Raw genomic sequence first — 21,632 nt, 5'->3', positions numbered from 1 at the left:
CGCTCACCATGCCGTGCCGCCGGTCACGAGGCGCGCGGCGCGCCCCCGGCCGGGCGGGTCGGCGACGAGCCGGTCGTCGGACACGCCGAGGAGGCGGCGGTCGTCGAGCCCGTCGTGCCGGTCGGGTCGCACCGCTCGGACCTCGACGAACGTCACCTCGTGCTGCGCGAGCTCGAGGTCGAGCTGGACCCGGCCGCCGGCCACGGGCAGCGCCGCGTGGGAGGTCGCGGGACGGGCGAGGTCGCGCAGCAGGTCGAGGTCGCGCTCCGTCGGGGACGCCGGGCGGCCGAGCTCGCGCCACGCGGCGAACGCGTTGCCGTCCTGCTCGTTGACGCGCTCGCGGACGACGAAGACGGTCGCGTCGTCGTCCGCGGCCACGAAGCCTGCCCCGCAGCCTGCCCCGGAGCTCCCCCCGAAGCTCCCCCCGCGCCGCCCGCCCGGGAGCACGGGCAGCGACAGTCGCACCGTGTGCCGTTCGTCGGCGGCCGGCCCCTCGGTCCCGCCGACCGGCTGCCACGCGAGCACCGTCACGCGCCCGTCGTCGTCGGCGCACACGAGGTGGTCGTCACCGCGGGCCAGCACGTGCCGGCCCATCCGGGCCATGAACGCGTACAGGTGGTACGTCGGCTTGGGCACCTGCCGGTGGGTGAGCAGCCCGAACCCGCCGTGGAACAGGGACGTGGGCACCCCCTCCTCCTCGAACACGTCCGCGAACGTCCAGTAGGAGAACGAGTCGACGAGGTCGCCGCCGCCCGCGAGGACGGGCGCGAGGTAGGCGGCGTTGTACGCGGTGTCGTGGACCGGGTTGTCGGGCCGGTACGAGGTGTTGAACTCGGTGATGTGGACCGGCAGGTCGGCGAGCTTGGTGCCCGCCAGGTGCCGCCGGGGTGCCCCGAACTGGTCGAGCAGCGTCTGCGGGGCGGCGAGGGTCTGGTAGACGCCGAACGGCACGTGCTGCGCGGGCCCGGACGTGTAGGCGTGCCGGCTGACGAAGTCGACGGGCACGTCGCGGCTCGTCACGAACTCGGCGAACGGCGCCCACCACTCGTCGGCGCCGGGCGAGATCGCCGGGCCGCCGACCTGCAACGACGCGTCGACGTCCTTGATCGCCCGGGCGGTCGCCTCGTACAGCCGCAGGTACTCGGCCTGGTCGGCGCCCTGCCAGAAGTTCACGAGGTTCGGCTCGTTCCACACCTCGATGGGCCAGGTGCGGACCTCGTCGATCCCGTACCGGTCGATCAGGTGCCGGACGAGACCGGTGACGAGCGCGGTCCACTCGTCGTAGGACGACGGCGGCGTGACGTTGCCCTTCCACCAGAACACCGTCTGGTCGCCGGACGCGAGCGCGGTCGGCATGAACCCGAGCTCGACGAACGGCCGGACGCCGAGCTGCAGGAACGTGTCGTGCACCTGGTCGACGTACGAGAAGCCGTACCGGACGCGCCGCTCGCCGTCGTGGTCGTACGGGCGGTACACGCCCATGTCGTCGGACAGCAGGCCGTGGCCGCGGATGTACCGGAACCCGATGTCCCGCTGGACGGTGGCGAGGGACTCGCGGTAGTCGGCGCGCAGCGCGAGGTTGAGCCGGCCGGTGCCGACACAGGTGCGCCACGCGTCGGGCAGCGGCCCGAGCGGCTCGGCGGGGACGACGACGGGGGCGGTGCTCATGTGCGCTCCGGTGACTGCGGGGTGGGACGGGGGTGGGACGGGACGAGGCTCAGGTGCGCAGGACCAGCACGGCGGCGGGGTCGAGCTCCAGCGGGTCACCGGCGCGCACCTCGCGGCCGGTGAGCACGTCGACCCCGCTGACCTGCGACGTCACGGTGATGGGTGCGGTGCCGTGGTGCAGGACGAACCGGTGCCGGGTCCCGTCGGGGGCGACCCGGTCGACGACCTCGACGCCGTCGTCGGACGCGTGCGGCCCGACGAGCCCGTGCCGGTCGAGCACGTGGCGCACGACGCGCGCGACGCCGCGGTCGTCGAGCAGCGTCGCGACGTACCAGGCCTCCCCGTCGCCGTGGCGGGCGCTGGTGACGGCGGGCGCACCGGCGTAGAAGTCGGCCGTGTAGGTGGCGAGGACGGTGGTGTCCGGGTCGGGGACGACGACCTCGAAGACGTGCCGGGCGTCGTGCACCGCGGTGGCGCCGGGCCGGCCGAGGGTGAGGGCGACGGGGTTGGCGACGTCGGGCTGCTGCGCGTCGGTCTCCTCGACGCGGATCCCCAGCAGGTCGCGCAGCGGGCCGGGGACGTCGGCGAGGAACGCGTTGTCGTCCTCGTCGACCCGCCCGGACAGCGCGGTCGTCAGCAGAGTCCCGCCGCGCTCGACGACGGCGGCGAGCCGGGCCGCGAGGTCCCCCTTGACCATGTGCAGCGCGGGGGCGACGACCACGTCGTACGCGTCGAGCGCCGCGGTGACGGGGACCACGTCCACCAGCGCGTTCATCGCCCACAGCGCCCGGTGGTACGCCCCGAGCACGTCGAGGTAGCGGACGTTCCGGTTGGGTCCGTCGGACATCTCCAGGGCCCACCAGGAGTCCCAGTCGAGCAGCAGCGCGACCCTGGCGGGCGTGCGGGCGCCGAGCGTCGCGTCGCCGAGCGTCGCGAGCTGGGCGCCGAGCTCGGCGACCTCCCGGAACACCCGGGTGTCCGTGCGGCCCGCGTGGTCGAGGACGGCGCCGTGGTACTTCTCGCACGCGCCGCGCGAGTGCCGCATCTGGAAGAACAGCGTGGCGTCGGCGCCGTGCGCGACGGCCTGCCACGTCCACAGCCCGAGCACCCCGGGGCGCTTGACGGCGTTGACGTCGCGGCTCGCGGTCGTCGACGGCGTCTGCTCCATGACCCAGAAGGGCTCCCCGCCGCGCAGCCCGCGCATCGCCCCGTGCGCGAGCGCCATCCGGGCGGCCGTCCGCACCGGCGAGGGGTCCTCGGGCGGGTAGTTGTCCCACGTCGCGAGGTCGAGGTGCTCGGCCCAGCGGTGGTAGTCGACCGGCTGGTAGAGGCCCATGAGGTTCGTGGTGACGGGGGTGTCCGGCACGTGCGCGCGGATCGCGGCCTTCTCGGCGACGAACCCGCCGAGCAGCGCGTCCGACATGAACCGGCGGTAGTCGAGCGTGATGCCCTGGAACGCCGTGTGGTTCGGGCCGCGCCAGTGCTCGGAGAGGGCGTTCGGCGGCTGGATCTCGTCCCAGTCGGTGAACGTGTGCGACCAGAACGTGGTGTTCCACGCGTCGTTCAGCCGGTCGAGCGTGCCGTACCTCGCCCGCAGCCACGCGCGGAACTCGGCAGCGCACAGGTTGCAGTAGCAGGCGCCGCCGTACTCGTTCCCCACGTGCCACGCGACGACCGCCGGGTGGTCGCCGTACCGCTCGGCCAGCCGCCCGGCGAGCTCGACGGACAGCCGCCGGAACGCCGGCGACGACGGGCAGTGGTTGTGCCGCTGGCCGTACACGTGCCGGCGGCCCTCGAAGTCGACCCGGCACGCGTCCGGGTGCGCCCGCGCGAGCCACGGCGGCATCGCCCCGCTGGGCGTCGCCAGGACGACGTCCCGTCCTTCCGTCGCGGCGCGGTCCACGATCGCGTCGAGCGTCGTGAAGTCGTACCGGTCCTCCGCGGGCTGCAGGTGCGCCCACGCGAACACCCCGACCGTCAGCGTCGTGATGCCCGCGAGGCCGAACGCCGCGTGGTCGGCGTCCCACACCTCACGGGGCCACTGCTCGGGGTTGTAGTCGCCGCCGTAGCGGACCTGGGGCGAGATGGTCATGAGCGGCGGCTCCAGGGCGGCGATGGCTGCGACGACGTGAGAACGGCGACGACGTGAGAACGGCGACGACGTGGGGGACGGCGACGACGTGGGGGACGGCGACAGCCGGCCCCGCGCCGGAGGGGAATGGGTGCGCGGGGCCGGCCGTCAGGGAGGCGGTGTCAGCTCACTTGGCTGCCAGCGCCTGGTTGAACGTGTCGACGTACTGGTCGACGTTGAGCCCCTTGAGCTCCGTCTGCCACTTGTCCCAGTCGGACATCGGGCGCTGGCCGAGGATGAACGCGGCCGTGTTCTGCGTGACCGAGTCGTTGAGCGCGGCCTGCAGGAGCGTGATCTGCTCCTGCTGCATCTCGTCGAGCGGCGCGGCCGGCGGCAGCGGCAGCTCCTTCTTGTCGGCCATGGCGCTGACGAACGCGTTCGACGCCTCGGTGTTGAGGCCCTGGATGAGCTCGTCCGTCGAGCCGTTGGCGAGCATCCACACGCCGTTGCTGAAGCCGAAGTCGGCGTTGAGCTTCTTGGTGCCGGTGGGGTTCACGCCGTTCCAGTCGACGTCCGCCGCGAGGGCCCGCTTGCCGCCGTCGTTCGTGAACGTGGTGCCCTCGACGCCGTACTTCGCGAACTCGAGGCCGTGGTCCGAGTAGTACAGCCAGTCCGCGAACTGCAGGAGCGCGAGGAAGTTCGGCTGCTCGGCGGCCTTCGACGAGATCATGAAGCCCGACGCCGTGCGGCTGCCGGAGGCGACGTTGTCACCCGCGGGTCCCGCAGGCACGCGGATGAGGTGCACCTTCGCCTCGGTGTTGCCCGCGTCGGTGAACGTCTTCGCGTACGAGGTGATCTCCTGGGTGTTGCCGGAGATCGCGAGCGACTGGCCGCTGGCGAACTTCTGCTTCGCGGTGTCGTCGTCCTGCGTGAGCGACTCGGGGTCGAGCAGGCCGTCCTTCACGAGCGACGCGAAGTAGGAGACGAGGTCCTTGTAGCCGTCGGTCGACGCGGCGTACTCGTACTTCTTCGAGTCCTGGTCGTACCAGAGGCCGTTGCCGAAGCCCCAGCCGGCGACGGTGCCGAAGTTCGGCGCCGCGAGCTGCAGCGTCGCACCGAGCGGGTTGTTGTTCGTCGTCGACCACCGGTCCGACATGGGCCACACGCCCGGGTTCGCGGACTTGAGCTTCTCGAGGTCGGCCTTGAGGTCGTCCCACGTCTTCGGGTCGGACTTGATGCCCGCCTTCTCCCACGCGTCCTGACGGATCGCGATGGAGTACTGCGGCTGGGGCGACTGGTAGAGGCCGGGCAGCATGTAGTACTTGCCGTCGGCCTGCTTGAGGTTGTCGATCGCCGGCTGCAGGTCCCAGTCCTTCACGCGGGCCTGGAAGTTCGGCATGTACTTCACGTAGTCGCTGATGGGCAGCAGCGTCCCGCCGGACACGAACTGCGTCTCCTGGCCGGGGTACGTGACGGGGATGAGCTCGGGGGCGTCACCGGCGCTGATGATGAGCGACTTCTTCGCGTCCCAGTCGCTCAGCGGCGCGCTCGTCAGGTCGAAGCTGACCTTGTTCTTGTCCTTGAGCTGGCTGAGGAACAGCCAGTCCTGGTTCAGCGGGTAGTTCGGGTGGTCGCGGTACAGGACGCTGAACGTCACCGGCTCCGACGCGACGAAGTCCGTGCCGACCTTGAAGTCGTCCATCGCGCCGACGCGCTGCGCGGCGGGGAGCCCGGCCTCGGTGGCGGACGGCTCGGACGTCGCGTCGTCGTTCGACGAGCACGCCGCCGTGAGGGTGAGCGCGAGCACCGCGACCGAGGCGGCCGCACCCATGCGCTTTCTTGCTGACCTCATGATTCTCCTTGGGAGGTGGAACTCCGTCGTCCTGCACCGGAGGGGATGGGGAGGGGAAGGGGGACGAACACGGGCGTCATTGCTTCACCGCGCCGAGCATCACGCCCGACACGAAGTACCTCTGGATGAACGGGTAGAGGCAGATGATGGGCAGGACGGTGAGGAGCATCGTCACGGCCTGCACGTTGGCGCCGATCTGGGTGAGGTTGTCGGTGCCGCCACCCTGGATCGAGGTGCCCCCGGTGACGCCCGCCATGAGGTTGCGCAGGTACACGGTCACCGGGTACAGGTTCGGGTCGTCCATGTAGAGGAAGGCCCCGAACCAGCCGTTCCAGAACGACACCGCGTAGAACAGCAGCATCGTCGCGACCACGGCCTTGCTCAGCGGCAGGACGACCTTGAAGAACACCCCGTAGGTGCTCATCCCGTCGATCTGCGCGGCCTCCTCGAGCTCGCTCGGGAAGTTCTCGAAGAACGACTTCATCACCAGCAGGTTGAAGATGCTGATCGCGTTGGGGAGCACGATCGCCCACAGGGTGTTCCGGAACCCGAGGTGGCTGATGAGGATGTAGTTCGGGATGAGGCCGCCGTTGAAGAACATGGTCGCGACGGCGACGCCGATGAAGAACTTGCGGCCCTTGAGGTGCGCCTTCGACAGCGCGTACGCGTAGGTCGTCGTGAGGGCCATCGCGATGGCGGTCGCCACGACCGTGTACTCCACGGTGTTGCGGTAGTTCCGCCAGAACATCGGGTCGCCCAGCACCACCTGGAACGTGACGAGGTTGAACCCGCGCGGGACCAGGTTGACCTGGCCCGTCGTGATGTACGCCTCGGAGCTGAACGCCTGCGCGACGATGTTGACGAACGGGTACAGCACGAGCGCCGCGAGGATCACGAGCAGGGCGCCGTTGACGACGCGGAACGCCCGGTACCCGCGGGAGTCCTTCACGCGCGTGCCCTTGCCGGGCCGCCCGAGGCGGGCGACGGCGTCGGCCGGGGTCGGCTGGTTCGTGAGGTCGGTGGTCACCACAGGCTCGCCCCTACGGTCTTCCGCGAGATCGCGTTCGCGGACAGGATCAGGGTCACGCCGATGAGGGCCTCGAACAGGCCGATGGCGGTCGCGTAGGAGATCGAGTTCGAGACGATGCCGACCCGGTACAGGTACGTCGAGATGACGTCGGCCGTCGAGTAGATCAGCGGGTTCGAGAGCAGCAGGATCTTCTCGAAGCCCACCGCCATGAACGTCCCGACGTTGAGGATGAGCAGCACGATCATCGTGGGGCGGATGCCGGGCAGCGTGATGTGCCAGGTCTGGCGCCACCGGTTCGCGCCGTCGATGCGGGCCGCCTCGTACAGCTGCTCGTCGATGGTCGTGAGCGCCGCGAGGTAGAGGATCGTGCCCCAGCCGACGGTCTGCCACACCTCGGACGTCAGGTAGATCGTGCGGAACCAGCTCGGGTCCTGCATGAACGTGATGGCCGTGCCGCCGAACTTCTCGATGAGCTGGTTGATCGTGCCGTCGACGGACGTCAGCTGGAACACGATGCCGGCGACGATGACCACCGACATGAAGTGCGGCAGGTACGAGATCGTCTGGATGCCCCGCTTGAACGAGCGCGAGCGGACCTCGTTGAGCATGAGGGCCAGCACGATCGGCAGCGGGAAGACGACGACCAGCGTCAGCAGGCCGATGATCACGGTGTTCGTGAACGCGTGCCAGAACTGATGGTCGTTGATGAACATCCGCACGTAGTAGAGGCCGACCCACTCGTCGCCGAACATGCTGCCGCCCGGCCGGAACCGGCGGAACGCGACGACGTTGCCGAGGATCGGCCAGTACCGGAACACGGCGAGGAACACGAGCGGCAGGACGAGGAACGAGTACAGCTGCCAGTCACGGCGCAGCGCCGTCCGCCACGTCTGCTTGACGGGCCGCACGACCTGGCCGTCGTGCGTCAGCCAGGTCTGCTTGCGGCGGTTCCGGTTCTTCGACGGCTGCTCCTGCTCGGTGCCCCGGTCCGCGTCGGCGGGCACCGGGTCCCCGGCCACCAGGGCGGGGACGACGTCCGGGCCGGACCCTGCGAGGGTCGGCTCCTGCACGCTGCTCATGCGCTCATCACCTCCGGGACGTCGGTCGCGGTGGGTTCGTCGGTGGGTTCGTCGGTGGGCACCGCGGCGGTCACGCCGACCGTCGTCGTGAGCCGGCGCGTGTGGTCGACGACGCGCTCGGTGCCGACGAGCCGCAGCGGCAGGGCCGTGTGCGTGTCGGCGCTGGACCGGGACACCCGCAGCTCGACGTCGCCGGGCTCGACGACCCGGTCGCCGCGCAGGCCGGTGAACGCGGTGACGTCGGCGGGCACGGTGAACGTGACGCGGGCCTGCTCCCCCGGCTCGAGGGTGACCCGGGCGTAGCCGACGAGCCGGACGACGGGCCGGGTGACCTGCGCGACGGGGTCGTGCAGGTAGAGCTGGACGACGTCGGCGCCGGGGACGGCCCCGGTGTTCCGGACGACGACCTCGACGACGGCCTCGCCGTCGACCGCCCACGTGGGCTCGACCGGCGGCACGTCCCACTCGAACGTCGTGTAGGACAGCCCGTGGCCGAACGGGAACGCCGCGGTCGGGTCCACCGAGGACACCGAGCTGAGGGTGCCGAGCTTCGCGGTCAGGTAGGTGCCGGGCTGGCCCGACGGGTCGGCGGGCACGCTCACGGGCAGCCGCCCCGACGGGGACACCGCGCCGGTGAGCACCTCGGCGATCGCCTGCCCGCCGAGCTGGCCGGGGAAGAACGTCTGGACCACGGCCGCCGCCCCGTCGGCGAGGTCGCCGAGCGCGTACGGGCGGCCGGTGAGCAGCACGAGCACGACGGGCGTCCCGGTCGCCAGGACGGCCCGGACGAGGTCGGCCTGCACGCCGGGCAGGTTCAGGTCGTTCGCGTCGCAGCCCTCGCCGGACGTGCCGCGGCCGAACAGCCCGGCCCGGTCGCCGACGGCGACGACGCACACGTCGGCGTCCTGCGCGGCCGCGACCGCCGCGTCGAACCCGGACCGGTCGTCGTCCGTCACGTCGCAGCCGCGCGCGTGCCGGACGTCGCCCGCGTGCTGCTCGCGCAGGGCCTCGAGGACCGTCGGGATCGCGATGCCCCGCTCGTGGTCGGGGTGCCGGACGCCGACGTGCGCGGGGAACGAGTAGCAGCCGAGCATCGCCATCGGGTCGTCGGCGAGCGGGCCGACGACGGCGACGCGGCGTCCGGGCGCGATCGGCAGCGCGCCGCCGGGGTTCGTCAGGAGGACCACGGCCTCTCGTGCGAGCCGCAGCGCGAGGTCGCGGCCGTGCGCGTCGTCGAGCGTGAGGTCGTCGACGTCGCCCGGCAGCGGCTGCCAGTCGGCGTCGAGCAGGCCGAGCTCGAGCTTCTGGGTCAGCACCCGGCGCAGGGCCCGGTCGACGAGCGCCTCGTCGACGTCGCCGGCGGCGAGCGCCCGGCGCAGCGGGTTGCCGTAGCAGTGCACGCTCGGCAGCTCGACGTCGACGCCTGCGCTCAGCGCGAGGGCCGCGGCGTGCTGCTCGTCGGCGGCGACGCCGTGCAGCGTGTGCAGGAACCGGATGCCGAAGTAGTCGGCGACGAGCGTGCCGTCGAAGCCCCACGTGTCGCGCAGGAGCGTGGTGAGCAGCTCGACGTCCGCGGCGGACGGCACCCCGTCGACGTCGGAGTACGAGTGCATGACCGACCGGGCGCCACCCTCGCGGACCGCCATCTCGAACGGCGGGAGGAGGACGTCCGCGCGCTCCCGGGGACCCACGGACACGGGTGCCAGGTTGCGGCCCGCCCGGCTGGCCGAGTACCCGGCGAAATGCTTCAGCGTCGCGACGACCCCGGCGCCCTCGAGGCCGCGCACGTACGCGGCGCCGACGGTGCCGACGAGGTAGGGGTCCTCGCCGATGGTCTCCTCGGTGCGGCCCCAGCGGTAGTCACGGGTCACGTCGAGCACGGGTGCGAGGCCCTGGTGGACGCCCGCGGCCCGCATGGACGCACCGATCGCGGCGGACATCTGCTCGACGAGGGCCGGGTCGAACGTCGCACCCCAGGACAGCGGCACCGGGTAGGCGGTGGCCTTCCAGGCGGCGAACCCGGCGAGGCACTCCTCGTGCACGAGCGCCGGGATGCCGAACCGGTTGGCCGCGACGATCTGCGCCTGTGACAGCGCGAGCGACCGGGCGCCCACGACGGGGTCGACAGGTGCCGTGCCGAACGGCCGCGTGAGCTGGCCGAGGCCGCCCGCGATGACCTCGGTCCAGCCCAGGCCGTCCGCCGTCATCTCCGACTGGTGCGGGGCGACGCCACCGCCGGACGCGTCCGCGCCCACCCACAGGCCGACGAGCTGGGAGAGCTTCTCGTCGAGCGTCATGCGCCCGACGAGGTCCTCGACCCGCTCGGCGGCGCTGCGCGTCGCGTCGCGCCAGGCCTGCGCAGCCGTGTCCTCGACCCGCTCGAGCCGCTGCTCCGACCGCTTCTCGGCCTGCCCCGTGGCATCCGCCGTCATGTCCCCACACACCTCCCCGTCCCACGTCGTCGTGAGCCGCAAGTATCGACATCCATGTCGATAGCAACCGAGTATCGACACTAGGTCGGGCCGGACGAGAGCGTCAATCCGGTCATGACATTTGGCAAACCGCCGCATGTTTTCAGTCATCTCGACCTCGAAACATCGCGGATCCGAGTGAAGGTGGTAGGCGACACGGAGTTGCGATGCTACGTTCGGACTCGAAACTTGCGGCGACCGAGGGACCCACGAGCACGATGACCATCACGGAGACCGGCGGCGACCCCCGCACGCCGGAAGAGCCCGTCCCCACGGGCGCGGACGGCGACGAGCACGCACCACCGGCCGGCGGGACCGCGACGATCGCGCTCATCGCCTCCGAGGCAGGCGTCTCCATCCCGACCGTCTCGAAGGTCCTCAACGGCCGCACCGACGTCGCCGCGGTGACCCGTGCGCGCGTCGAGGAGGTCATCGACCGCTACCAGTACCGCCGCCGCCGCGGCCGCACCCCGTCCGGCCCCGGGCTCATCGACCTCGTCTTCCACGAGCTCGACTCCGCGTGGGCCGTGCAGATCATCAAGGGCGTCGAGGAGGTCGCCGGCCCCGAGCGCGCCGGCGTCGTGCTCTCCGAGCTCGGCGGCGCCCACCGCCCCCGCCAGGAGTGGCTCGACGACGTCCTGGCCCGCCGGCCCCGCGGCGTCATCCTCGTGCTCTCCGACCTCGACCCGGCCCAGCGCCGCCAGCTCGAGACGCGCTCCATCCCGTTCGTCGTCGTCGACACCGCCGGCGAGCAGCCGCCCGGCGTCCCGACCGTCGGCTCCGCCAACTGGGCGGGCGGCCTCGCCGCCACCCGGCACCTGCTCGGCCTCGGCCACAAGCGCATCGCCGTCATCTCCGGCCCCGTCGACGTGCTGTGCTCCCGGGCCCGCATCGACGGCTACCGCACCGCGCTCGACGAGGCCGGCGTCACCGTCGACCCCGCGCTCATCCGGTACGGCGACTTCTTCGTCGGCGGCGGGTACACGCACGGCATGGACCTGCTCGACCGGCCCGACCGGCCGACCGCGATCTTCGCCGGGTCCGACTTCCAGGCGCTCGGCGTCATGCGGGCCGCCCGCGAGCTCGGCCTGAACATCCCCGAGGACCTGTCGATCGTCGGCTACGACGACCTGCCCGTCACCGAGTGGATCGGCCCGCCGCTCACCACCATCCACCAGCCGCTGCAGGAGATGGCCGCGACCGCCACCCGCATGGTGCTCGCCCTGGCCCGCGGCGAGGTGCCGACGAACCAGCGCATCGACCTCGCGACCGAGCTCGTCGTCCGGGAGAGCACCGCGCCGCCGCGCGCCGTCTGACCTCCGCCCCCCGATCACGCGGGTACGGCTCGACGATGCGTCGTGCCCGCGTCCTGAACGCCGCCCACCCACGGGCGCGGCGGCGCCCCCGGCCGGCCCGCCCGGCCGGACCGGCCGCCCGGCCGGATGGCCGAGAACGTGAGTTCGGGGTGAGAACGTCACTCTGAAGTGCCGTTCTCACCCCGAAGTCACGATCTCGACGAACGAGGGGGCGGAGGGCGGGGGGACCGCCTCGGCCGGCGGGGCGGCTCGCCTCGCCTCCGCCGGCGGGTGGGGGTCAGCGGCCGGTGCCGTGGACCGCGTGGGGCTCGATGGCAGCGATCTCGTCGGACGTCAGGGGCGGTGCGTCGAGGGCGGCGACGTTGTCCTCGAGCTGGGCGACGGAGCTCGCCCCGACGAGGGCCGACGTGATCCGGTCGTCGCGCAGCACCCACGACAGCGCGAGCTGCGCGAGCGACTGCCCGCGACCCGCCGCGATCTCGTTGAGCGCCCGCGCACGCTCCAGGTACGTCTCCGAGATGGCGCCCCGCTTGAGGAAGTGCCCGAGGGCGGCCCGGGAGTCCGACGGCACCTCGCCCGACAGGTAGCGGCTGGTGAGCAGCCCCTGCTGGAGCGGCGAGAACACGATCGTGCCGAGGCCCAGGGCGCCGACCACGTCGAGGAGCGTCTCGGTCTCCCCGTCCGCGACCTGCTCGACGTGCCGGTTGAACATCGAGTAGCTCGGCTGGTGGATCAGCAGCGGCGTGCCCAGCTCCGCGAGCGCCTCCTGGGCGGCCCGGGTCTGCGACGGCGAGTAGTTCGAGATGCCCGCGTAGATCGCCTTCCCGCTGGTCACGGCCGTGTGCAGGGCCCCCATCGTCTCCTCGACCGGCACGCTCGGGTCGGGGCGGTGCGAGTAGAAGATGTCGACGTGGTCGAGGCCCATCCGGGTCAGCGACTGGTCCAGCGACGACAGCAGGTACTTGCGCGACCCGCCGTCCCCGTACGGTCCGGGCCACATGTCGTAGCCGGCCTTCGACGAGATGACGAGCTCGTCGCGGTACGGCCGCAGGTCCTTCGCGAGCACCCGGCCGAAGTTCTCCTCCGCGGAGCCGTACGGCGGGCCGTAGTTGTTCGCCAGGTCGATGTGCGTGATGCCCAGGTCGAACGCGCGGCGCAGGACCGCCCGCTGGGTGTCGAAGGGGGTGGTGTCGCCGAAGTTGTGCCACAGGCCCAGCGACAGGGCGGGCAGGTCGAGGCCGCTGCGACCGGTCCGGCGGTACGTCATGGTGTCGTAGCGGGTGTCGGCGGCGCGGTGGACGGGCTCGGTCGGCATCGGTGACGTCCTCTCGGTGGGGTGCGCGTCCACGCTAGTCGCGGTCGCGCGCGCGACCGAACCGGGCCTGCCGGTGCACGCCGCCTAGGATCGGCGCGTGCTGCACGTCGTGTTCTTCGAGCCGCGGATCCCCGGCAACACCGGGAACGCGATCAGGATGGTCTCGGGCACGGGAGCGACCCTGCACCTCGTCGAGCCGCTCGGGTTCGACCTGTCGGAGGCGAAGCTGCGGCGCGCAGGCCTGGACTACCACGACCTCGCGCACGTCGTCGTGCACGCGTCGTTCGACGACCTGCTCTCCGCGCTGCCGTCGTCCCGGGTGCTCGCGTTCACGACGCACGCGCAGCGGTGGCACACCGACTGGACGTACGCGGAGGACGACGTGCTGCTGTTCGGCCCCGAGCCGACCGGGCTGCCCGACGACGTCCTCGCCCACCCCCGCGTCACCGCGCAGGTCCGCATCCCGATGCTCCCGGGCCGCCGGTCGATGAACCTGTCGAACGCCGCCGCGGTCGCGACCTACGAGGCGTGGCGCGGTCTGGGGTTCCCCGGCGGGGCGTGACCGGGCAGGACGGCACGACGGCACGACGGCACGACGGCACGACGGCACGACGGCACGACGGCACGACGGCACGACGGCACGACGGCACCACGGCACGGTGTCGTGCCGTCGCGGCCCGCGGGTCAGAGGTCGACGATCCCCACGAACCCCCGCGGGTCGGGGACGCCGGGCGACGGCGACCCCTCGAGCCATCGCTCGGCGAACCGCTGGCGGGCCTGGGCCTTCGCGGTCCGCAGCACGGACTGGACGTCGCGGACCAGCCCCTCGGGGTCGCCGCCACCCTCGGCGGACACGGTGACCGCGGAGTGCACCGGCGGCCACGCGGCCGGGTCGATGCCGCCCGCGGGCTCGGCGAGCGCCGCGACGAGGTCCTGGCGCAGCCCGTCGGCGAGGGCCGTGGCGTGCGCGTCGTCGGCCGCGCCCGGCATCGTCGCGACGACGGCGAACTCGTCGCCGCCGGTCCGCCCGGGGTCGCAGCCCTGCGGTGTCGCGGCGCGCAGCCGGGCGCCGACCGCGGTGAGCACGACGTCGCCGAACGCCTGCCCGTGGGAGGCGTTGACGTGCGCGAACCCTCGCAGGTCGAGCAGGACGACGACCGTGCGGGCGCGGGTGCCGGCGGCCGCCGCGCAGCGCCGCCCGAGCGAGTGCATGAGCATCGAGCGGTGCATGAGGCCCGTCAGCGGGTCGTGCAGCGACCGGACGGCGAGCAGCGTCGACAGCGACCGCACGAGGTCCGCGGTGCTCGCGACCTGCCAGGTGTCGCCGCCGACGAGCACGTCGTCGTACCGGCGCTCGTCGTGCCGCTCCATCGCCCGGACGGCCACCTCGGACACGGCGGCCGTGGGGGCGACGACCATCGGGGCCCAGTCCGCGAGCTCGCCGGTCTCCTTGCGCGCGAGGATGGCCCGCCCGAAGCCGAGCCGGCCGGTCATGGCGGCGGTGTACCGGGGGCGGGTGATGAGCCCGATCCGGGACTCGTCGGCGGGGTCGCGCACCGCCACGCTCGCGACGTGCGGGGAGCGGAAGACGAGCTCCAGCCGGGACACCGGCAGGTCCGCGTCGACGACGTCGACCTCGTGCGCGAGGTCGGCCACGACCGCCGCCGCGCTGACACGGTAGTCGCCGACGGCCTGGGACAGCCGCTGGGTGAGGTGGGTGAGGTCCTGGGACACCGGACGAGTATCGGCGCAGGTCAGCGGCGCGAAACGGTGCGGGTGCAGGGGTTCGCCGTCCGTTCGCCGGACGTTCACGGCCGCGCCGCCGGGACGTCACCCGAGCGTCCGGCCCGCGGTGCCGGGGCGCCGCCCGCCCGACCGGGTCGCGGGTCGGGGGCGCACGTCGGGGGCGTGCGGCAGGATCGGCGGATGTTCACCACGAGGCCCGAGCTCGTCGGGACGTTCGGCATGGTCGCCTCCACGCACTGGCTGGCGAGCGCCGTCGGCATGCGCGTCCTGGAGGCGGGCGGCAACGCGTTCGACGCGGCGGCCGCTGCGGGGTTCACGCTGAGCGTCGTCGAGCCGCACCTCAACGGCCCGGGCGGTGACGCGCCGATCCTCGGGCACCGGGCGTCGGACGGGCACACGTTCGTCGTCTGCGGCCAGGGCCCGGCGCCGGCCGCCGCGACGACCGCGGCGTTCGACGACCTCGGCCTCGGCCTCGTCCCGGGCACGGGCCACCTCGCCGCCGTGGTGCCGGGGGCGTTCGGCGCGTGGCTCGACCTGCTCGCGCGGTACGGCACGCTGCCCCTGGAGGACGTGCTGGGCCCGGCGATCGGGTACGCGCGCGACGGGTTCCCGCTGGTCCGGGCGGCCGTGGGGACGATCGCGACGGTCGCGGACATGATGGCCACGCACTGGCCGACGTCCGCCGCCGTGTACCTGCCGCTGCCGCGGGCCGGGGCGCGGTTCCGGAACCCGGACCTGGCGGCGACGTTCGAGCGGCTCGTCGCGGAGTCCCGGGCCGCGGAGTCTCGAGCCGCGTCGTCGGGGTCGGCGGCGAGCCGGGAGGCCGGGATCGAGGCGGCCCGGCGTGCGTTCTACGCGGGGTTCGTGGCCGACGCGGTGGACGCGTTCCAGTCCGGGACGGCGGTCATGGACTCGTCGGGCCGGGCGCACAGGGGCCTGCTGCGCGGCGACGACCTCGCCCGCTGGCACGCGACGGAGGAGCCGACCGCGTCGGTGCGGTTCGCGGGCCGCACGGTGCACAAGACGCTCGCATGGGGCCAGGGCCCGGTCCTGCTGCAGCAGCTCACGATGCTCGACGCGCTCGGCGTCGACGCGCTCGTGCGGGACGCGACGACCGACGAGGGGCTCGTCGAGCTCGTGCACGTGGCCGTCGAGGTCGCCAAGCTCGCGTTCGCCGACCGGGAGGCCTGGTACGGCGACGTCCCCGACGTGCCGCTCGACGCGCTGCTGTCCCCCGCGTACGCGTCCGCGCGGGCGGCGCTGGTGGGGTCGGCGGCGGTGCCGGACGTCCGGCCCGGTGCTCCCGACGGGCGGGTGCCGTGGCTGCCGCGGGTGCTCACCGCGCACCCGGGCGCAGCGCCCGACGTCGCGCCCGACGTCGCGCCCGCCGTCGGGACCGGCGAGCCGACGGTGTCCCCGATCGGCCTCAGCCCGGGCGACACGTGCCACGTCGACGTCGTCGACCGCTGGGGGAACCGGGTGTCCGCGACGCCGTCGGGCGGGTGGCTGCAGTCCAGCCCGGTCGTGCCGGGGCTCGGCTTCCCGCTGCCGACGCGCGCGCAGATGTTCTGGCTCGAGCCGGGGCTGCCGAACAGCCTCGCCCCCGGCAAGCGCCCGCGGACCACGCTCAGCCCCGCGATGGTGCTGGACGACGACGGCCACGGGTTCGCGTTCGGGACGCCCGGCGGCGACCAGCAGGACCAGTGGACCGTGCCGTTCCTGCTGCGGCACCTGCTCGGCGGGGACGACCTGCAGGCCGCGATCGACGCGCCGTCGTGGCACTCGTCGGGCGTGCCGAGCTCGTTCTACCCGCGGACGCACACGCCGAACGGGCTCGTCGCGGAGTCGCGGCTGGGCGAGGTGGTGCTCGCCGGTCTCGCCGCCCGCGGGCACCTCGTGGAGGACGTCGGACCGTGGCAGCTCGGGCGGCTCAGCGCTGCGGGCGTCCGGGCCGACGGGATGCTCGTGGCGGCGGCCAACCCGCGCGGCGCGCAGGGGTACGCGGCGGGTCGCTGACGTACCGACGAGTACGTCGTCGTCGGCTGACACACAGAAAGTCATCCGACGAGTACCCGAGGATCGACCCTTTCCATGAGGGTTCGATGAGGGATTCGATGTGACATCGATTCAGACATCGGACCACTGCTAGCGTCCGAAGCATGCCCGATGTCGTGGATGCCCACCTGCACGTGTGGAACCCGGATGCGGTGCACTACCCCTGGATGACGCCCGACGTCGCGCCCGTGGCACGCGAGTTCCGCCTCGGCGACGTCGCCGACGAGCTCACCGCCGAGCACGTCGACAAGGTCGTCCTGGTGCAGTCCGCCGACAACAAGGCCGACTCCGAGCTCATGCTGTTCCAGGCCCTGTGCTCCCCGCGGGTCGCCGGCGTCGTCACCTGGGTGCCGCTGATGCACCCGGAGGACGCGGCCGCCCAGCTCGACGCCTGGCGACGCGAACCCGTGGTCGGCGTCGGCCACCGCGTGCACGAGGAGCCCGACCCCGACTGGCTGCTGCGCCCCGCGGTCGACGAGGGCCTCACCCTGCTCACCGAGCGCCACCTCAGCTTCGACCTGACCGCGCACACCCCGGCGCTGCTCGCGCACGTCGCGACCCTCGCGGAGCGTCACCCGAAGCTCACGTTCGTCGTCGACCACCTCGGCGCACCGCCGCTCGCCGCCCTGCGGGCCGGCGAACGGGACGGCTGGGCCCGCTGGTCCGCGCTCCTCGGCGCCGTCGCGCAGATGCCGAACGTCGTCGCGAAGCTGTCCGGCCTGGCCACCGCCGCCGGTGCCGCCTGGACGGCCGAGCACCTGCAGCCCGCCGTCGACCGCGCGCTCGAGCTGTTCGGCCCGGACCGGCTCATGCTCGGCAGCGACTGGCCGTACGCGCTGCTCGCGGGCGACTCCTACTCGCACGTGTGGCACGGGCTGCGTCGCACCGTCGACCAGCTGTCGGAACGCGACCGTGACCTCGTGCTCGGCGGCACCGCCAACCGCGTGTACCGCCTCCCGCTCGACGACCTCTGAGCGGCGACAGGCGCACGCGGGACGGAACACGGGGAATACTGCGCAGGTGGCCCGTTCGGATGATGTCGTCGACGGCATCAAGCAGATGATCCTCGACGGCGCGCTCGGCGCCGGCGACCGGCTCCCCGCCGAGAAGGAGCTCGCGGCGTCCCTCGGGGTGTCGCGGGGCTCGCTGCGCGAGGGGGTCCGGGCGCTGTCGACGCTGGGGATCCTCGACTCGCGCCACGGCGACGGCACCTACGTCACGAACCTCGACCCGGGCACCCTGCTCGCGCCGATGCTGTTCGTCGCGGACCTGCCCGACGAGTCCGGCGCCGCGCACGCCGTCCGCCGGCTCATCGAGACGGAGGCCGCCGGCCTCGCCGCGCTGCACATCGGCGACGAGGACCTGGCGTGCGCCCGGGCCGCGCTCGACGAGACGGCCCGTGCCCTCACGTCCGACCCCGTCGACCCCGAGCGGCTCGCCGCCGCCGACCTCGCGTTCCACTCGACGATCGCCCGGGCGTCCGGGAACGCCGTGCTCACCGCCCTCGTCGCCGGCCTCGCGGGGCGCTCGACGCAGCTGCGCCTGTGGCGCGAGCTCACCCGCGACGGCGCCGCCGACCGCACGTTCGTGGAGCACGAGGAGATCCTCGCGGCCCTGGCGGCGCGCGACCCCGACCGCGCCCGGCTGCGGATGGGCATGCACCTGCTGCGTCTGGAGGACGCGTTCACCGGCCCCCGCCCGACCGACGTCCCCGTGGGCCCGCCGGTCGACCTGGGCACGGGGATCTGACCCTGCCCCACCCGCGTTCGGCCGTGAGCACGTGACTTCGGGGTGAGAACGTCACTTCGAAGTGCCGTTCTCACCCCGAAGTCACGTTCTCGACGGTGCCCGCCCGAGTGGGCGGGGGTCAGATGCCGGGGGTGGACTCCCGGAGGACCACCTGGGTCGGGACGTGGGTGAGGCGGACGTCGTCCGACGGGTCCGCGAGGGCCAGCTCGGTGGCGGCGATGCCGATGTCGACGAGCGGGACGCGGACGGTGGTCAGGCCCGGCACGACGTCGCGCAGGGTGGAGATGTCGTCGAACCCGGCGAGCGCGATGTCGTCCGGCACCCGCACGCCCACGTCCCGTGCGGCGGTGAGGGCCCCGAGGGCCATGACGTCGTTGACGGCGAACACGACCTGCGGCCGGTCGTCCCCACGCAGGAGGGCGCGCATCGCGTCCTCGCCGCCCTCGTGCGTGAACGCGCCGGTGAGGATCCAGGCGTCGGGGATCGTCGTGCCGAGCTCGGCGAGCGCGTCGCGGAACGCCTCGCGGCGCTCCCGGGCCGTCAGGTGCTGCTCGGGCCCGCCGAGCACCGCGAACGACCGGTACCCGCGGCCGTGCAGCGCGCGGGCGAGGTCGGCGGCGCCGCGGGCGTTGTCGACGACCACGGTGTCGACCCCGAGCACGGGCTGGCCGATGAGCGCGACCGAGCCGCCGCCCGCGCGGTAGTCGTCGAGCGCGGTGCGCAGGTCGGCGTTGGCGTCCTCGTCGTCCATCCGGCCGCCCGCGATGACGACGGCCCGCGCGCGCTGGCGCTTGAGCAGGTCGACGAGGCCGGCCTCGCGGGACGGGTCGTGCTGCGTGCTCGTGAGCGTGACCTGCAGGCCGGCACGGTCGGCGGCCCGGGTGACCCCTGCGGCGATGGAGGAGAAGAACGGGTCGGCGATGTCGTGGACCACGAGCCCGATCGACGTGGTGCGGCCGCGGGCCATCGCCTGCGCGTTGGCGTCGGGGCTGTAGCGGAGCTTGGCGGCGGCGGCGAGGACCCGTTCGCGCAGGTCCGCCCGGACGACGCGGTTGGCGCTGCCGTTGATCGCGCGCGACGCGGTGGCGAGCGACACCCCCGCCTCGCGGGCGACGTCGCTCAGGGTCACAGGTCCGGCCATGCTCTGGAGGGTAGAGGTCAGTGGCCCGCGCGAGCGGCCACGACGCTCGGGAAAGCGGTATCCTGACTCAGTCAGCACCCGTTCGTGAAGGGTTTCGAGGATGACGACGGCTCCGCTCGCCCTCACCGACTGCGTGCTCGTGCTCCGGCCCGACGACCACGTGGGGGTCGCCACGCGCGACCTGCAGGACGGGACGGTGCTGACGACGCCGGCGGGCCCGTCGAGCTCGTCGTCGGTCTCGTCGTCGGGCTCGTCATCGGCCTCGGCGGCCGGCTCGTCGGGCTCGTCTGCCGGCTCGTCGTCACTCCCGTCGTCCGGGGACCTGGTCGTCCGGCAGAGCGTGCCGCGTGGGCACAAGCTCGCGCTGCGGGCCGTGCGCGCGGGCGAGCCGGTGCACAAGTACGGGCAGTCGATCGGGCGGGCCACCCGGGACATCGCGGTCGGCGACCACGTGCACACGCACAACCTCGGCATGGACGACGACGAACGCGCGTACGAGTTCGGCACCGCCCGTGTGACGCTGCCTGCGCCGGACGGGCCGGTCCGGACGTTCGACGGGTACGTGCGCGCCGACGGCCGCGTCGGGACGCGGAACTACGTCGGCATCGTCACGTCCGTGAACTGCTCGGCGTCGACCGCGCGGCTGATCGCCGACCAGTTCCGCGGGCGCGCGCTGGAGGCGTACCCGCACGTCGACGGGGTCGTCGCCCTCACGCACGACACCGGCTGCGGCCTCGTCCCGACCAGCGAGGGCGCACAGATCACCCGGCGGACCCTGCGCGGGTACGCCGACCACCCGAACGTCGCCGGGCTGCTCGTGCTGGGCCTCGGCTGCGAGATGCTGCCCGCCCAGACGCTCCTCGACGGGCTCGACCTGCCCGCCGACAAGCCCGTCCGCACGCTCGTCATCCAGGAGACCGGCGGCATCCGCCGCACCGTGCGCGCCGGGGTCGAGGCGATCGAGGCGATGCTCCCGGGGATCGACGCGCTGCGGCGGTCACCCGTCCCGGTGTCGGAGCTCGTGCTCGGGCTGAACTGCGGCGGGTCCGACGGGTACTCCGGCATCACCGCCAACCCCGCGCTCGGCCACGCGTCCGACCTGCTCGTCGCGCGCGGGGGCACGAGCATCCTCGCCGAGACGCCCGAGGTGTTCGGCGCCGAGCACCTCCTGCTCCGGCGGGCGGTGTCCCGGGAGGTCGGGCAGAAGCTCCTCGACCGCCTCGACTGGTGGAAGCAGTACACGGCCGCGGGCGGCGGGACCCTCGACAACAACCCCTCCCCGGGCAACAAGGCCGGCGGGCTCACGACGATCCTCGAGAAGTCGCTCGGCGCCGTCGCCAAGGGCGGCACCGCCGAGCTCACCGCCGTCCACGAGTACGCCGAGCAGGTCACCGAGCGGGGGTTCACGTTCATGGACACCCCCGGGTACGACCCCGTGTCCGTCACCGGGCTCGTCGCCGGCGGCGCGACCGTCGTCGTGTTCACCACCGGGCGCGGGTCTGTGCTGGGCTGCAAGCCGACGCCGTCCATCAAGGTCGCCACCAACACCGCGACCTACCTGCGCATGACCGAGGACATGGACCTCGACGCGGGGCGGATCGTCGACGGGACCGCCACGGTCGCGTCGGTCGGCGAGGAGCTGTTCGAGCTGATCGTCGAGGTCGCCTCGGGCCGGCAGACGGTGTCCGAGGAGCTCGACCTGGGCGCCGACGAGTTCGTCCCGTGGCAGCTCGGCGCGGTGACCTGACCGGTCCGGTGCGCGGCCCCGAGCCGGCGAGACCACCATGGGTGTCGTACGGCCGTCGCTGGACGACACTCGTGGTGGTCTCGCCGGGCCGATCGCGGCCCGACCATCGGCAGGAGGGGCGTGCGATGAAGTTCGTGCTGGAGGTCGACCTGTCGGCGGGCGTCGTGCCCGACGACCTGAACGGCGAGCTCGGCCGGATCCTGCGGTACTGGGCCGGGAACGTGAAGCACTACCCGCTCGAACCCGGCGCCGGCGAGACGATCTCCGACTCGGCGTACGCGCCGGTCGGCTGGTGGCGGTTCGTCGACGAGTGACACCGACCCGCGGCGCGGGCGGACCGGACGAGCACGCCCGCCAGGTCGGGGCGTACCCGCCCGCGTCGTCCTCGCACG

16 protein-coding genes are annotated in these 21,632 nt (G+C 73.1%); 7 read left to right on the top strand and 9 right to left on the bottom strand.

What is annotated here, in order from left to right:
• Nucleotides 1–3: 3 nt before the first annotated feature.
• From Cch01nite_RS11125 to Cch01nite_RS11100, 6 genes are all read right to left on the bottom strand, one after another.
• Nucleotides 4–1,668, bottom strand: a complete 1,665-nt coding sequence (locus Cch01nite_RS11125) for a GH39 family glycosyl hydrolase (RefSeq protein WP_203753498.1) — start codon at nt 1,666–1,668, stop codon at nt 4–6.
• Between the two features lie 49 nt (nt 1,669–1,717).
• Nucleotides 1,718–3,760: a beta-galactosidase gene (locus tag Cch01nite_RS11120; RefSeq protein WP_203753494.1), complete on the bottom strand. Its 2,043-nt coding sequence runs from the start codon at nt 3,758–3,760 to the stop codon at nt 1,718–1,720.
• Nucleotides 3,761–3,926: 166 nt separating this feature from the next.
• A complete protein-coding gene (locus Cch01nite_RS11115; protein WP_203753491.1) occupies nt 3,927–5,591 on the bottom strand; it encodes an ABC transporter substrate-binding protein in 1,665 nt (554 codons plus the stop codon).
• A 76-nt stretch (nt 5,592–5,667) separates the two neighbouring features.
• Nucleotides 5,668–6,621 carry a carbohydrate ABC transporter permease gene (locus tag Cch01nite_RS11110; protein WP_373309923.1) on the bottom strand — a complete coding sequence of 318 codons (954 nt, stop codon included), beginning with the start codon at nt 6,619–6,621 and terminating at the stop codon, nt 5,668–5,670.
• A complete protein-coding gene (locus tag Cch01nite_RS11105) occupies nt 6,615–7,700 on the bottom strand; it encodes an ABC transporter permease (protein ID WP_239070315.1) in 1,086 nt (361 codons plus the stop codon). Before Cch01nite_RS11105 ends, Cch01nite_RS11110 begins: the two co-directional genes overlap by 7 nt.
• A complete protein-coding gene (locus Cch01nite_RS11100; RefSeq protein WP_203753472.1) occupies nt 7,697–10,132 on the bottom strand; it encodes a beta-xylosidase/alpha-l-arabinosidase in 2,436 nt (811 codons plus the stop codon). The genes Cch01nite_RS11105 and Cch01nite_RS11100 overlap by 4 nt, the downstream gene beginning before the upstream one ends.
• 257 nt (nt 10,133–10,389) lie before the next feature.
• On the opposite strand from Cch01nite_RS11100, the gene Cch01nite_RS11095 reads away from it, so the two are divergent.
• Nucleotides 10,390–11,487, top strand: a complete 1,098-nt coding sequence (locus Cch01nite_RS11095; protein WP_239070312.1) for a LacI family DNA-binding transcriptional regulator — start codon at nt 10,390–10,392, stop codon at nt 11,485–11,487.
• A gap of 277 nt (nt 11,488–11,764) precedes the next feature.
• Here Cch01nite_RS11095 and Cch01nite_RS11090 read toward each other — a convergent pair whose 3' ends face one another.
• Nucleotides 11,765–12,802, bottom strand: a complete 1,038-nt coding sequence (locus Cch01nite_RS11090) for an aldo/keto reductase (protein WP_203753469.1) — start codon at nt 12,800–12,802, stop codon at nt 11,765–11,767.
• A gap of 97 nt (nt 12,803–12,899) precedes the next feature.
• On the opposite strand from Cch01nite_RS11090, the gene Cch01nite_RS11085 reads away from it, so the two are divergent.
• On the top strand, nt 12,900–13,364 hold the full coding sequence (locus Cch01nite_RS11085; protein WP_203753466.1) for a tRNA (cytidine(34)-2'-O)-methyltransferase: 465 nt from the start codon (nt 12,900–12,902) through the stop codon (nt 13,362–13,364).
• Between the two features lie 122 nt (nt 13,365–13,486).
• Here the strand turns inward: Cch01nite_RS11085 and Cch01nite_RS11080 are convergent, their stop codons facing one another.
• Complete coding sequence (locus Cch01nite_RS11080) at nt 13,487–14,536, bottom strand: GGDEF domain-containing protein (protein WP_203753463.1); 1,050 nt, start codon at nt 14,534–14,536, stop codon at nt 13,487–13,489.
• Nucleotides 14,537–14,728: 192 nt separating this feature from the next.
• Here Cch01nite_RS11080 and Cch01nite_RS11075 point away from each other — a divergent pair, with 192 nt between their 5' ends.
• From Cch01nite_RS11075 to Cch01nite_RS11065, 3 genes are all read left to right on the top strand, one after another.
• A complete protein-coding gene (locus tag Cch01nite_RS11075; protein WP_203753460.1) occupies nt 14,729–16,564 on the top strand; it encodes a gamma-glutamyltransferase family protein in 1,836 nt (611 codons plus the stop codon).
• 143 nt (nt 16,565–16,707) lie between these two features.
• A complete protein-coding gene (locus Cch01nite_RS11070) occupies nt 16,708–17,577 on the top strand; it encodes an amidohydrolase family protein (RefSeq protein ID WP_203753457.1) in 870 nt (289 codons plus the stop codon).
• A gap of 46 nt (nt 17,578–17,623) precedes the next feature.
• Nucleotides 17,624–18,352, top strand: coding sequence for a FadR/GntR family transcriptional regulator (locus tag Cch01nite_RS11065; protein ID WP_203753454.1), 729 nt, complete (start codon nt 17,624–17,626; stop codon nt 18,350–18,352).
• Between the two features lie 118 nt (nt 18,353–18,470).
• On the opposite strand, the gene Cch01nite_RS11060 is transcribed toward Cch01nite_RS11065, so the two are convergent.
• The gene (locus tag Cch01nite_RS11060) at nt 18,471–19,493 is read right to left on the bottom strand and encodes a LacI family DNA-binding transcriptional regulator (RefSeq protein WP_203753451.1); all 1,023 of its coding nucleotides are present in this window, start codon (nt 19,491–19,493) and stop codon (nt 18,471–18,473) included.
• Between the two features lie 100 nt (nt 19,494–19,593).
• Here Cch01nite_RS11060 and Cch01nite_RS11055 point away from each other — a divergent pair, with 100 nt between their 5' ends.
• Nucleotides 19,594–21,240 (top strand): altronate dehydratase family protein, encoded by a 1,647-nt coding sequence (locus tag Cch01nite_RS11055; RefSeq protein ID WP_203753448.1) that lies wholly within the window; start codon nt 19,594–19,596, stop codon nt 21,238–21,240.
• Between the two features lie 125 nt (nt 21,241–21,365).
• Complete coding sequence (locus tag Cch01nite_RS11050) at nt 21,366–21,554, top strand: hypothetical protein (protein WP_203753433.1); 189 nt, start codon at nt 21,366–21,368, stop codon at nt 21,552–21,554.
• Nucleotides 21,555–21,632: the final 78 nt, after the last annotated feature.

The sequence above is a fragment of the Cellulomonas chitinilytica genome (assembly GCF_016862675.1).
GTDB lineage: Bacteria > Actinomycetota > Actinomycetes > Actinomycetales > Cellulomonadaceae > Cellulomonas > Cellulomonas chitinilytica.
Note: the sequence above shows the minus strand (reverse complement) of the source record. Positions and strands in the feature narration are given on the sequence as shown.

What these genes read in the sequence shown, in the direction of transcription:
- Cch01nite_RS11075 (WP_203753460.1), top strand. Translation starts at nt 14,729, where the DNA reads ATGTTCACCACGAGGCCCGAGCTCGTCGGGACGTTCGGCATGGTCGCC.
- Cch01nite_RS11105 (WP_239070315.1), bottom strand. Translation starts at nt 7,700, where the DNA reads ATGAGCAGCGTGCAGGAGCCGACCCTCGCAGGGTCCGGCCCGGACGTC.
- Cch01nite_RS11090 (WP_203753469.1), bottom strand. Translation starts at nt 12,802, where the DNA reads ATGCCGACCGAGCCCGTCCACCGCGCCGCCGACACCCGCTACGACACC.
- Cch01nite_RS11095 (WP_239070312.1), top strand. Translation starts at nt 10,390, where the DNA reads ATGACCATCACGGAGACCGGCGGCGACCCCCGCACGCCGGAAGAGCCC.
- Cch01nite_RS11060 (WP_203753451.1), bottom strand. Translation starts at nt 19,493, where the DNA reads ATGGCCGGACCTGTGACCCTGAGCGACGTCGCCCGCGAGGCGGGGGTG.
- Cch01nite_RS11050 (WP_203753433.1), top strand. Translation starts at nt 21,366, where the DNA reads ATGAAGTTCGTGCTGGAGGTCGACCTGTCGGCGGGCGTCGTGCCCGAC.
- Cch01nite_RS11120 (WP_203753494.1), bottom strand. Translation starts at nt 3,760, where the DNA reads ATGACCATCTCGCCCCAGGTCCGCTACGGCGGCGACTACAACCCCGAG.
- Cch01nite_RS11125 (WP_203753498.1), bottom strand. Translation starts at nt 1,668, where the DNA reads ATGAGCACCGCCCCCGTCGTCGTCCCCGCCGAGCCGCTCGGGCCGCTG.
- Cch01nite_RS11070 (WP_203753457.1), top strand. Translation starts at nt 16,708, where the DNA reads ATGCCCGATGTCGTGGATGCCCACCTGCACGTGTGGAACCCGGATGCG.
- Cch01nite_RS11100 (WP_203753472.1), bottom strand. Translation starts at nt 10,132, where the DNA reads ATGACGGCGGATGCCACGGGGCAGGCCGAGAAGCGGTCGGAGCAGCGG.
- Cch01nite_RS11055 (WP_203753448.1), top strand. Translation starts at nt 19,594, where the DNA reads ATGACGACGGCTCCGCTCGCCCTCACCGACTGCGTGCTCGTGCTCCGG.
- Cch01nite_RS11115 (WP_203753491.1), bottom strand. Translation starts at nt 5,591, where the DNA reads ATGAGGTCAGCAAGAAAGCGCATGGGTGCGGCCGCCTCGGTCGCGGTG.